Raw genomic sequence first — 12,352 nt, 5'->3', positions numbered from 1 at the left:
GAGTCTCGGCAGGTTGGGGCGGCCATCTTTCGGCTTGAAACGTAAGGGGTCGGGCCAGGCGGACACCCGCTGTACGGCGCATCGTGATGACAGTGATTTGGGCCTCATGTGCCGGCTTCACGTCCGGCGGGTTTGTTGCGATGCAACAAGGCGCGAATGATCTTGGATCCGCCGCACGATCATGTTGTGCGTGGTCGCCAGGCGCGCCTTTACCGGGCACTTGTTGCATCGAATGGTTGCGATCACCCAGAGCTCAGATCTAGGGAGGGTCTGAACAAGTCCATCCTGGACTTTCAGACCCACAATGAGTCCGGCACACGTCCGGACTCATTGCTCCAGAATCAAGCAATTGCGTGCTCGATTCTGGGCGGGCCATCCATGGCCCGCATCGCCTTTGAACTTGTTCAGAGGCTCCCTAGGCGCCGCAATTGGGCGCCGGTGCAATTTCGTGCGGGCCTGGATACCATGGCAGGCGAAATCAGAGCGCTGTGCCGGCCAAATCTGCCTGCCCGCGCTGAAACCGCTTTAGGGGCCGAACGCCATGGTGGTCGCGAGTGCTTGTTGCAGCGCCATCAGGTCAGTCCAGCGGTCGCGCATGTTTCGCTCAAAACCAAAGGGAAGTGTGTGTTGAAGCATCTCTGCCGAGAACGTTGCTGTGCATGGGGACTCTCACTGTCCTTCGCCATCACCAGCGCGGTCGCCGGGGAGCCAACGCAAGCAGACGATTTCCCAATGGTCGAGCACGCGTCGTTCCATCAAGTTGTGCTTGCCGACCAAGACCAAGTCATCCTCAATAATCGATATCCGCCCGGGGGTGACTCCGGGTTCCATGCGCATGAGCGCGACCAGTTCTTCGTGGTCATCCAGCCTTCTGAGACGACGGCACAAGCGCTTGGTCAGCCGCTCAAGGCCGGGCCGACCTTGGCGGTTGGCGCGGTCGGTTACGGTGGGGAATTCGGCACACGCCGCGTGCATCGGGTCATAAACGGCAAGAAAAGTGAAGCGCAATTTATCGTCGTTGAATTTCGTCGTGCAGCGCCCAACGGCATCGCTGTGTCGACCCGCGAAGCGGCGCCGCAGTACGTGCAAGTGGTCGACAATGCTCGGCTGCGCGCGTGGCGGTTGATCCTGGAACCTGGCGCGTCCGTTCCAACGATCACTCAGGTTGGCAAGGGTGTACGCGTCGTCGTACGCGGCGGCCTGCTTTCGACCCGAGAGCCGGGCAAGGCGCCACAACTACTCTGGCTCAAACCGGCCGATGTGGCGGTACAGGAGGCGGGCGCAACGCGTGCCCTGACCAACACGGGCAACTCCACGGTTGAGTTGATTGAATTGGAGTTGAAATAGCGCCTGCCAAGGTTGCCTGCAGGCTGAGTGAGGCTGCGCCCCCTGTTCGTCGCCCGTCGCCCGTCGCCTTGTCGATCGATGAATTCCCATCGGGATCGTACATTCTCAACGGGTTTCATCGGACAATGATCGGGTCTTCCCGAACTGGAATATTCCCACGCCATGCGCAGTTTTGTTTTGAGAGCCCGAGCCGCGCCGACTAATAGTCAGGAACTGCTCGCATCGATCGGGCAGGAGTCGCATCCCGAAATTCTGGCTCATACTTTGATGAACGCCATCTTCGTTGCGCAGTCGCATCGTACCGACGTGATGGTGTATCTCGTGCTGGAGAGTTCTAGTGACTTTTCGCGGACCGTCCAGTTCGAAGCCAATGCCATGCAAAACATCGGCGGGTTTCACGAGCAGGCTTGGCTCAACAAGGTTGCCAAAGCGCTCGATGTGTCGCGAGGGATGCGCAAGGAGGAAGCGCGTCCGGTCGAGCCTGGGGTCGTTGTCCGCACCATCAGCTTTGAGCATCTGGTCAAGGAACTGGCTGAAACGCATCAGTTGTTTGTCATGGACCCAAAGGGCAGGTCCATGCGCGACCAAGCGTTCGGGGCGAATCCTTGCTTTCTGCTGACGGATCATATCCCGATGCCGAAGAAGACCTTCAACAGCCTCGATCGGTTGGGCGCCACGAAGGTGACGCTGGGTTCCCGGATGCTGTTTGCGTCGCAGTGCGTGGTGCTGATTCATCACGAACTGGATCAGCGATTGGCGTAGGGTGGGGCGATTGCACGCCTGCGACTGATAGGGGATGTCAGGAGTCGCTCGTTTTCGCCGTATGCATCCGGGCGGCCGAATTGGATCGGCCTGGGTGAGATTCATGCACGTTTCGAAATTTCGATGTTTCGGGCAGGCTGGTGCGTTGCTTTGGCTATTCTTGGTCGCATCAACCGCAAGTTCGCACGCCGCGGCGGCAGAGTGGTTCGTTGCGCGGAACGGCTCGGACAGCAGTGGCACCGGGTCTGCCGCCGCGCCGTTTCGGACCATTACTCATGTCTTGGATCCGGCCAACGAGATCGTTTCGGCGGGTGACACGGTCACGGTGCGCGGACCGGCGGGGAGCAATCTGTATGAGGAATGCGATGTCCGCCTTCGTGTCCGCTTGACGCTGCGGTCGCCGCCTGGCGAACGCGCGCACATTCATTGTGCCCTGAACAACGTCGACACGGTGACCGTTCAAGTTGATCCCGATGCGAGCGGTAGTACCTTGTCGCGATTGGAGCTGAGTGGTGGTTTCTACTATGGACTCTTCTTTCAAACGGATTGGTTCACTGGCGGCGGCGAAGCTTTCACGGGCGCATCCAATGTGCTGGTCGATGATCTGAAGATTCACGACACCGGACGGGACGGCATCAAGATCACGCCGCAATGCAATGACATCACCATCAGACACAGTGAAATCTGGAACTCCGGCGCGATCTATCCGCCCGGCACGCCGCTGGATGACAAAAACGCCGAGGGAATCGACAATGTGAACGGTAGTCGCATGCGGGTGCACGACACCTACATTCACGATACGGCCACCACGGGGCTGTATTTCAAGGGAGGCGCCGCCGATGTCGTGATTGAACGGAACATCATCGAACGTACTGGCGTTGGCGGAATCATGTTCGGCTTCGATACCAGCCCCGAGTTCTTCGATACAGCGGCCAATCCGCTCTACTACGAGGCCGTTCGTGGGGTGGTACGCAACAACGTGATTCGGGACACTGGCTACGCCGGAATTGGGCTTTACGCCAGCTTGAACGCGACGGTGGTCAACAATACGATCGTATCGACCGCGCAGCTCGGCCATGCGGCGCTCTACTTCGGTGTGACGCTGCAGGACTTCGAGCCTCAGGCCGGACGACCCGCGAATACCAATCCCCTGATTCGGAACAACCTGATCATTCAAGACGGCGGCGACTGTGTGGCCATTCGCTTTGCCAACGAGCTTGGTGGATTGTCCGGTCTCGATGGGCATCCCGGCACCGACTACAACTGGTTTCATGACAACGACGGTGCGTGTCAGTTTGTCGATCGGCGCCCTGGCAGTAGCTTGAGCGCTGGCGGCAGTTTGAGCCAATGGCGGGCGGCACTGAACGCCGATGCGAACAGCGACAGCGGGCTGATCACGGTCACCGCAGATGGGCACTTGCCCGCAGACAGCCCGGCGCTCGATCGCGGGCAGGTATTGTCGCAGGTGATCGACGATATGGATGGCGAGACCCGGACCAGCCCTTACGACATTGGGAGTGACGAGCGGCCGCCAGGCATCCTGTTTGCCCATGGCTTCGAATGAGTCGATGCGCCGACGGGTGGACTGCAGGCCCGCCCACGAAGCGAGTGAGTCAGCTCAATTTCACTGACAGCCGCTGGTATACGCAAGCGGTACGAGCACATGCCAAGTATTTCCGGGTACATCGGCGCCGCGTTATGCTGACACCATCAATCGCACTGGAAGTGGCCCGTGGACCAGCGGTATCAATATTCGGACGCGCTGTTGGTGTTGGTACGACACTGGTGTGCGCTGGTGGCATTGATCGGGATGGCGGCCCTAACCGTTCCAGCGCAGGCGACCAGTTGCTTGGTGCTGCCTGAGCTGAATCCGATGGCAGCCGATTTCGATCGCGACCGAGTCATTGACCAAGCCAAGTGGGATCTGGCGACTTTTGGATTGGTTGCGGAAGCAACGCTCTTGCAGATGGAACCGGGAGCGTTTCGGCCGGATCTTCGCGCGCTGAAAATCGCCCGGGTGCAGATCGAACACTACTATCGGCAACCACTTGCCGCGGACGGGACGTTCCTCGAGCCGTCCGTCTACTTCGTGGTGCTGAGCGGGGGACAAGATTGGCCACCGGGCGAGTCTCGCCTGCTGTTCGCGTCACCCGAGTCAGACGCGATGATGCAGCACCGGTTGAATCAGAATAGCGACGGTCTGACACTGGTCGACGCGCTACCGAGTCACATTCGGGATCGGCTCTGGCTTGCCGAGTCACCGTGCCGGGAGTTGGTCATGGCGCCCTCACCGAGCGCGGACGCCATACGATCGGCGCTCCAAGAAATCACTCAGAATACGGGCCGGACGGGAACGCTGGTATTGCAGGTGCAGGAACAATGGGGCGATTACGTTCCAGGCAGTGGCCGCGGGGTGTTGGGTGCGCGAATCGAAGGCCTGGACACCACGTTTCGTCGCACTATTCAGGTCAATCTCCCAGAAGGCTTGACGCTGGAATTACCCGTAGGGCGCTATCGCGTCAGCTGGGATGATGTGAATGCTGCGCGATCGTGGTGCGTCAGCAGCATGGACACGCAGTGTGTAGTGTCGATCGCGGCAGGGTTGACGCAACGTCTGATCCGATTGTTCGAAGGCACTGCGCACGCTGATGTGCAGGTTCTGGATGCCACGCTGAAACCCGTGGTGCTACTGCCCATTCTGGAGTTGAAACCCCTGGATCCGTCGGCGCCCGGGCAGCCGAGCAAGACCAGCTTCGAGATTGAGCAACATTGGCCGCAGAACGTGGCGGCAACACACATTTCGGAACGCCCGCGCTACCGTGTGCGGCCGGGCCGCTACGCCGTGCGTCTTCGGACCGGTTCGGCCGAGGCCTTGTGCTCGGAGCGCGACGTGATCGAGTATCCGCTCGCCGTGCGTCTCTATTCAGGTCGCGCCAAAGTGCCGCGCGGCACGCCGTTGCGTTCTGAACCGCTCGCCGACAACTTGCTGCTTACCGAAGGCATTCATCGAATAGATGTGCCGCTCGCGGAGAATCAAGTTCCGTTGTATCGCCTGTCGTTGCGGCGGGGTAATCCTGCTATTTCTGCCGTCGTGACGAGTCGTTGCTTGAACCGAAGCTGGATGCCGAGCTGGCAAAACGATCGTGCCGAAGCACTCATGTTGGCCGGCCAACACGTTCAGGTGAATTGCCAGGGTTGCCGTGATGCAACCGTCCGGACGTTTCAGGTGACCGGCGACGTCGAGTTGGTGCTGGAGTAACGGGCGATGGTGTCCAATCCAATGAGGGCTTGAATAGGCCCATTCTGAACGTTCAGACTCGCACTACCTCAAGCACTTTGTCTGCCCCGACGATGGCCGGGATTTGGACGCGGTGCTCCAGATGCAAGCAAGGACGCGTTCGGATTTGGGCGGGCCATCGATGGCCCGCATCCTTGATGACCGACGCAATCTGGCAAGCACCGGAACACGTTCGGTCGAGTAGGGGACTTCCGCGGGGTCGAATGGCGTGATGACTGTCGCATCAGGCAATCGCTGCGCCCGCCATGCAGGCCTGATTTGCCGCTCATTCTCGAACCATCAGCCTGCACGGCATGGTCACTTGCCGGCCACACGGATTCCGCCGACCCAGCGAACGTGCAAAAAAAACGGCCCAGGTCCTGGGCCGTTTTTCGAAACAACAAAGAGCGGTGGATCAGCTACGACGTTGCAGCAGCCCAAAGCCCAGCAAACCAAAGCCCAGAACCGACAGCGTCAGCATCCAGCGCGACCATGCAGACAGCGATGGAACGCTGCCCGGCGCGGCGGTGGTGCCGTTCAGATTGAACGTGAAGTCTTGAGCGCCCGCGGTGCAAGCCAGAACACCGCTGAAGCTGCCCGCGCTACCACTCTGATAAGTGACCGTCACCGTTGCGTTGCCCGAGGCAGGTACCGCGAATGACAGCGGGGACGCAGTGAACGGCGCTGCTGGCGCAGTGCACGTCACGTTGGCTGCCACCAAACCGGGATTGTCGAACACAATCGTGCTGGTCGCGGCTGGGCCACCCAGAGTCGTTTGGAACGCAATGTTTGCACCGGAGGTCGGATTGGAAGTGAGCGGCACCACGGTGCCTGCCGGGCAGGTCAAGTCGAACACGCGCGGCACGGTGGTGGTGCCCTGAACCTCATTACAGGTCATGCTGAGGGTTACCGCGGCTGCACCAAGGACGCAGCTTCCGGTCAAGGGGCTGCCATTCACAGCGCCAGCACCAATCGCGGAAACCGGACCAGCGAAGCCAGTAAAGCCGGCCGGCGCCGTGCACGTGACGGTGGTGGTTGCGGCAGCGCCCGAGCCGGAGCCCGCAGTGGCAATGGAAACGTCGATGTTCGCCGAACCCGTCGAGCCGACCGTCGTGCCGCCAGTCAGGGTCACCGAACCCGGTGCCGGCGAATACGAGAAGACGGGCGGGACGTCGGTTGGGCCCAACGTACCGACAATTTGGAACAACAGATCAGGTGATGCGCCGCCGCCGACGCCACACCCTGTTGCAGGTTCGAACGTTGTGCAGCCGGAAGCGAAGCCGTCGCCAGGATTGCGCCAGACCGATTCAGAACCACTCTGCACGCTGCGGTTTGACCAGAAGTGCTGGCCAGATGCAGCAAAGTTCTGATTGGTCTGGATCGCCACCCAGTAGGTACCGGCGGGCAAACTGCACGCGGGTGACAGTGGGATGTTGAACGAACCGAGCGTGTCAGTCGGTGTGACATTGGTGTACGTGCAACCTGCAACCGCTGCGCCGGGAAGATCCGGGTCACCGCTACCGGCTGCATTGGCAAAGATCGTCAGGTCGACCGTTGAACCACCTGGCGTTCCGGTGGTGCCGACCGTGCGAACTTCGTCCACGACCCAAACGACACCGCTCGGCACGACGAAGTCGTCGGCGGCTTCCGAATCGTAGGCGTCGAAAGACGCTTCGAAGTCCTGATCCGGAACGCCGTTGCCAGCCCCAGAATTGTTTTGGTCGTACAACACGACCGAACCGCCTCGTACCGCCTCAGAGCTGGGCACGCCGCCCACCGAAGCGCGGTTGGTAAGAACGGCAGCATGAGCTGATCCGGCGGTTGCGAAAATTGCCATCAGGCTGAGCGGAAGCAGTTTGCGATTCATTGGGGTTCCTTTGTGGCGACCAGTGCGCAGCCGTGACAGGGTTCTCACTGACGAACGCTGTGGGACTTGTAAGCTCGTCAGTTATAGCCTGCGCGTTCGTGGGATGCAATGCGGATTGGTTAGGATTTCTTGACTGCGTGCGGCAGCTGCAAACCGCAAATCTTCATCTCTGGGTTAGCAATAACAAGCGGTTACGGGATTTCAGTAAGAAGACGCATCAATTTCCTGGCACTAAGCCCTTGATCCTGTCAGGGACGACCGAACGCTCAGCTTGGCCAGTCTGAGAACACTGACTCGAAGCGCCGCCATCGCCCCCGCCCGCGCTGGTCCATTGGCTCGCGCACTTGGGCTGCGCTGGCGGTTCGTACTTCGCGGTTGACCTCGTGGGGCTGACAGCAACCCGGTTCCCAAGGTAAGCCAATTGCTTCAAGCAACGATGTGGTCACGTGCTCGGGTGAGGCAACCAACGCCTCATAGTGCACTCTGATGACCGCGTCTCCATCGAATGCCAACCAATGCTGCATCAGGCGTTCGTAGTCCGCACACCAGGCCTTGAGTTCCGCCAGGTCATTGCTCCAGGGAGCCGTGTGCGCAAAGTGCTGCAAGAAACAGCTATACGCGCAGTCGCGGAGGTCGCGGCGCATGTCGATGATGTGGGCGCCGGGCAGCATCAGGCGAATCGCCCCAATATGCAGGAAGTTGGCGGGCATCTTGTCGACCATCCAGGGGCGCTCCGCGCGCCAACGCTCGGTGCGCTGCAAGTATTGCGTGCCCAGCGCTGCAAAGTCTTCGGTGCTGCAAGCAGCCAGTTCCCGAGCATCCAACTTGGGGCTATGACTTCTTAGCACTTGCTGCAAATCGGGCAGCTCGCTCGCGGCAGACACCAGCGAGTGCGCGGCCAGTACTTGCTCTAACAGCGTGGAGCCCGAGCGGGGCAAACCGAGGATGAAAATCACATTGCTGCCGCGCGCCGGATCGCCTGCGGGTTGCCGAGGTTGCTGCCACAGCCGTATCACGTCGTCGACCCAATTACGGTGACGTTGCAGATCCCACTGCAGATGGCTTCGTTTCAATGCATTCGCATCGAGGAGTGCGCGCCAGCCCGTGGCGTCTTCGCCGTTGGCGAGATGGGCATGGGCCCGCGCAAACCCGATCAGCGTGCGGTCGTCCGCGCCGATGTTGGGCTGCACCCACAGCGCGTCCAACTGCGCTTGATCAGCCCGGTCGAAGGCAACTGTTTTCAGATTGGCAAGGCCCCACCATGCAGCGCCCGTGGTGGGGCGAAGCGCCAAAGCGCGCCGAAACGTAGCGATAGCTGCCGTTACATTGCCGAGACCCACCTCAACGCGCCCGAGTGCGCACCATGCCTCGACATGTTTCGGGTCGCGACGCGTTGCCTCAAGCAAGGGTTCGCGAGCAGCACGCAGCCGGGCATCACTACTCAGCAATTTGCCAAGATTGAAGCAGGGCGCCGCCAGTGTGGGATCCAGCGCCGCAGCACGCTCAAACGCATCCGCTGCCTCGTGCAGGCGACCCAGTGTACGCAGGATCGATCCGCGGTTTGTCCAGATCGGCGCCGACTGCGGTGCGAACTCGGTGGCAGCTTGAATCGCCGCGTAGGCCTCTTCAGGTCGCCCCAGGTTCAGACGCGCCACGGCCAGCAGTCGCATTCGCTCTGACGGCTCCGACTCCGAGTCTGCCATCACCAGGCGCTCCACTTCGGTCCAACGCTTCAACTGCAACGCCCGCGCCAGAGCGCCTTGCATGAATGGCTCCAAAAACTACAAATCGGTGAAGACAGGCGGTGTATAAACGAGCCGATCGTTGGGCCCGGGTACCATTATGCGACCATTATCGAACAAGTATCTCGCTTGCTGCAACGTCGTGGCAGCCTTCCTGTTGGCGCTCCCATTGGGATGCACCGCGCAGTCGTTGGTTGATGTCGGCGCCGAGCGCGGCATTTTGGACTACCACATGGCGCCGCCGATGGGTGCCGGGCTTGCCGCCGCCGATATCGACAATGACCTCGATATTGATCTGTTCGTTCCGAACGCTGAAGACACCGCCGATCAGCTCTATCTCAATGATGGCAGCGGGACTTTTTCGAATACTGCATCGGCAGCCGGATTAAACACCCAGCAGCGTGCGCGGGCGGCACTTTGGTTCGACATGGACGGCGATCGGGATCTTGATCTCGTCAAGGCGGGCGATTGCTTCGGCGAATGGGGGCTTGGAACAGGCGATGTCGTCTGTCGACCGGGGCGAGCAATGCTCCGACTCTATCGTCAAGAATCCAATGGCGTCTTTGTCAATGTCACAACGGGTTCTGGCCTGGAGCAAGATTCCGGCATTCTCGAAAATGCACACCATCGCGGCGGCTTGGCAGCGGGCGATCTCGATCAGGATGGCGACCTCGATCTCTATTCGGCGTTCTGGCGGGGCCCATCGCGGCTCTACTTCAATGACGGGACTGGCCACTTCACTGACGTCACTGTTGCAGCCGGCGTGCATCGCCCAGGAACGGCGCAATGGCAACCGGTGATACTTGATGTCGATGGAGATGGTCGGCAAGACATCTTTGTCGCCGTCGATTTTACGGCGAACTTCCTGTTCATGAATCAGGGCAACGGACAATTCGAGGATCACGCTGCCGCCGCAGGTGTGAATCAGGATTGGAACGACATGGGCGTCGCGGTAGGCGATGCTGATAACGACGGCGACTTCGATCTGTACGTGACCCAGGTGCACGGCGCAAATCCCGAGGAGCGGAATCTCTTGCTGCGGAACGATTCTGTGCCAGGTACACCATTGTTCGTCGAGCACTCGCAAACTGCCGGGGTGGCCGATACCAGTTGGGGCTGGGGTGCCACGTTTGCGGACATGGACCTTGATGGCGATCTGGACTTGCTGGCGACCAATGGCTTCGACAGCGTTGAAGGCGCGCAATACCCCACTGATCCATCGCGCGCATTTCGCAACGATGGCGACGGCACCTACACCGACGTCTCAGCGGCCTGGGGCTTCAACGATACATTATGGGGCAGCGGGTTGATCGCGTTCGATTTTGATCGCGACGGCCGATTAGATCTCCTGCAGGCTACGAAAGTCCATCCAAATCCTGGGCCCCTGCGCCTGCTCCGCAATACAGCAACTCCGGCTGCGAACTTCTTGCGCGTTGTGCCGCGTTCGATGGGTCCCAACTCGCAAGCGATCGGTGCCAGGGTCAGCGTTCGTATTGGTAGCCAGTGGCAACATCGGTTGATTACTGCTGGACTGTCGTTCTTGAGTCAGGAGCCTGCCGAGGCCCATTTCGGGTTGGCCGGCGCCACGCGCGTTGACGAATTGCGCGTGGTCTGGCCGGATCATCAGGAAACGGTTCAACGGGCGATTCCGGCGAATCGCAGTGTCCTGGTTTGGGACGACCAGACGATGGTCGCCGACTTTGAGTAGCCTCAGCTTGCGTAAGAATCGCGCGCGCAGCGTTGGGACACGGGTGCGCTTGTTGCCGCTGATCAGAGCGCCGCGCTTCGTCGAAACACACGGAACGATCATGCCGAATCGGTCACGCGATCCACCGGCATGTTGGCAAAGCGGTGCTTGCCGTTCGCTCGAAGTTGCGCTTGGGCCCCTTTCGGCTGCCTATTCAATGTCGCGTCATATTGATGCGCTGCCTTACTCAGAATCCGCTCGGGGAACAAGGCGTCGCAGTGATCCCGAATGCAGAGGAAAGTAGGGCGAGTCACCACTTGCCAAAGAACGGTGCGAGATGCTGCCGCACGATCCCGGTTGGCACGGTTTCGGGCTTCATGACGCCGTAGGCTATTGGCCAGGCGTGTTGTGGCGGCAGCTTGAAGGTGCCCATGAGCATGTCGACGAGCGGCAGATGGATGGCGTAATTGACGTCCATATACGCCTTTTCCTGAGCGTGATGCCAGTGGTGATAGCGCGGCAGGACAACGAGGTATTCCAGCCACCCAAAGCGAATGCCGAGATTGGCGTGTGCAAGCACAGCCTGCAGACCGACCAAGATCACGTAGGCATTGACCGCAGCAGGCGCAAAGCCCAGCACGACCAGCGGAATCAGCACGCCAATGCGGGTCAGCAAAATCTCGACAAGATGGACTCGCGATCCGGCCAACCAGTCCATGTGGCGGCTGGAATGGTGAATGGCATGGAAGCGCCAGAGCCAGGGCAGCCTGTGGTACGCGCGATGCAGCAGCGCTTGCGCCAAATCCGCAAAGAACACGGCGAGTAAGAACTGGCACCAGACCGGCAGCGACTGTATGGCATCCTGCACCACGGGAAACGCGGCAAAGTGTGAAATGGTTGCGGTAGATGCCGTGATCGCAATGAGGATGAACTGCACGAGCAGGTGGCTCATGAAATAGTAGGCAATGTCGGTGCGCCATTCGGCACGCAGCGTCAGCTGCTTGCGCTGCCCAAGAATGCGTTCGATTGGAATGAATACCAGTGCCGAGAAGAACAGTGAGATCACGAACCAATCAAGACCGAGCGAAAACGGCGTCTTGTCGATGGGATCGAATTTGATCGTCGCGCCACCGAGCAGCACCGCGAGCGTCGCTCCTCCCACTCCGATCAGTGCCGGAACCCGATCACCCCCGCGCAGGATGGCAAGCGTCCCCATAGCAAACGCCGCGATCAGTCCGACGAGCATCAGATTGCGGGCGAAGTCTTCCGTGTAGGCCTCACGGAATTCCTTGCTCGTGAAAAGCTCCGGAAAGTGAAAGCAGAGTACGCCCAGCAAGGCCAGGACGCCAAGCAGGGCGGAAAAATAGGCCAGGATCGAACGCTTCGCGAGGTTCGATGTGGGGTCATAGCGATCGGGCGGCGTAATGTTGTCTTGCATGGCTCGATTGTATGCAAAGTGGCGCGTCCTTGGGAGTCCAGCCGCCCCTTTGGTGCGCCTATTCGCGCATCAAACTGTCAACGACAATGAGCGATTTTCACGACGGTACGGTCTGGCAAGTAGCCCTCTCCCCAGCCCGCTCCCACTCGCGTGGGAGAGGGAGAAGTGCTCCCTCCCCGCGATCGCGGGGGAGGGCCTGGGGAGGGGGTTACTTGCGGTCAAAATCATCACC

At 60.2% G+C, this 12,352-nt stretch carries 8 protein-coding genes; 5 read left to right on the top strand and 3 right to left on the bottom strand.

From position 1 onward, the window contains the following. The first annotated feature begins 732 nt into the window (after window positions 1-732). From C7S18_RS24195 to C7S18_RS10395, 4 genes are all read left to right on the top strand, one after another. A complete protein-coding gene (locus tag C7S18_RS24195; RefSeq protein WP_146151865.1) occupies window positions 733-1,347 on the top strand; it encodes a cupin domain-containing protein in 615 nt (204 codons plus the stop codon). Between the two features lie 162 nt (window positions 1,348-1,509). Beyond that, on the top strand, window positions 1,510-2,109 hold the full coding sequence (trmY, locus tag C7S18_RS10405; RefSeq protein ID WP_106891500.1) for a tRNA (pseudouridine(54)-N(1))-methyltransferase TrmY: 600 nt from the start codon (window positions 1,510-1,512) through the stop codon (window positions 2,107-2,109). Between the two features lie 103 nt (window positions 2,110-2,212). Continuing rightward, window positions 2,213-3,673: a right-handed parallel beta-helix repeat-containing protein gene (locus C7S18_RS10400; RefSeq protein WP_170113213.1), complete on the top strand. Its 1,461-nt coding sequence runs from the start codon at window positions 2,213-2,215 to the stop codon at window positions 3,671-3,673. Between the two features lie 168 nt (window positions 3,674-3,841). After that, a complete protein-coding gene (locus C7S18_RS10395) occupies window positions 3,842-5,368 on the top strand; it encodes a hypothetical protein (RefSeq protein ID WP_106891498.1) in 1,527 nt (508 codons plus the stop codon). A 433-nt stretch (window positions 5,369-5,801) separates the two neighbouring features. Here C7S18_RS10395 and C7S18_RS10390 read toward each other — a convergent pair whose 3' ends face one another. Continuing rightward, the gene (locus C7S18_RS10390; RefSeq protein WP_106891497.1) at window positions 5,802-7,253 is read right to left on the bottom strand and encodes a hypothetical protein; all 1,452 of its coding nucleotides are present in this window, start codon (window positions 7,251-7,253) and stop codon (window positions 5,802-5,804) included. A 266-nt stretch (window positions 7,254-7,519) separates the two neighbouring features. Next, complete coding sequence (locus tag C7S18_RS10385) at window positions 7,520-9,019, bottom strand: tetratricopeptide repeat-containing sulfotransferase family protein (RefSeq protein WP_106891496.1); 1,500 nt, start codon at window positions 9,017-9,019, stop codon at window positions 7,520-7,522. Between the two features lie 118 nt (window positions 9,020-9,137). On the opposite strand from C7S18_RS10385, the gene C7S18_RS10380 reads away from it, so the two are divergent. Next, on the top strand, window positions 9,138-10,703 hold the full coding sequence (locus tag C7S18_RS10380) for a CRTAC1 family protein (RefSeq protein ID WP_170113212.1): 1,566 nt from the start codon (window positions 9,138-9,140) through the stop codon (window positions 10,701-10,703). Between the two features lie 289 nt (window positions 10,704-10,992). On the opposite strand, the gene C7S18_RS10375 is transcribed toward C7S18_RS10380, so the two are convergent. After that, complete coding sequence (locus tag C7S18_RS10375) at window positions 10,993-12,120, bottom strand: sterol desaturase family protein (protein ID WP_106891494.1); 1,128 nt, start codon at window positions 12,118-12,120, stop codon at window positions 10,993-10,995. Window positions 12,121-12,352 lie beyond the last annotated feature (232 nt).

The sequence above is a fragment of the Ahniella affigens genome, from assembly GCF_003015185.1.
Lineage (GTDB): Bacteria > Pseudomonadota > Gammaproteobacteria > Xanthomonadales > Ahniellaceae > Ahniella > Ahniella affigens.
The sequence above is the reverse complement of the archived record's forward strand: the minus strand, read 5'-3'. Positions and strand labels throughout refer to the sequence as shown.

Excerpts from the sequence above, each read along its gene's own strand:
- C7S18_RS24195 (WP_146151865.1), top strand. The coding sequence starts at position 733 with ATGGTCGAGCACGCGTCGTTCCATCAAGTTGTGCTTGCCGACCAAGAC.
- trmY (WP_106891500.1), top strand. The coding sequence starts at position 1,510 with ATGCGCAGTTTTGTTTTGAGAGCCCGAGCCGCGCCGACTAATAGTCAG.
- C7S18_RS10400 (WP_170113213.1), top strand. The coding sequence starts at position 2,213 with ATGCACGTTTCGAAATTTCGATGTTTCGGGCAGGCTGGTGCGTTGCTT.
- C7S18_RS10390 (WP_106891497.1), bottom strand. The coding sequence starts at position 7,253 with ATGAATCGCAAACTGCTTCCGCTCAGCCTGATGGCAATTTTCGCAACC.
- C7S18_RS10385 (WP_106891496.1), bottom strand. The coding sequence starts at position 9,019 with ATGCAAGGCGCTCTGGCGCGGGCGTTGCAGTTGAAGCGTTGGACCGAA.
- C7S18_RS10375 (WP_106891494.1), bottom strand. The coding sequence starts at position 12,120 with ATGCAAGACAACATTACGCCGCCCGATCGCTATGACCCCACATCGAAC.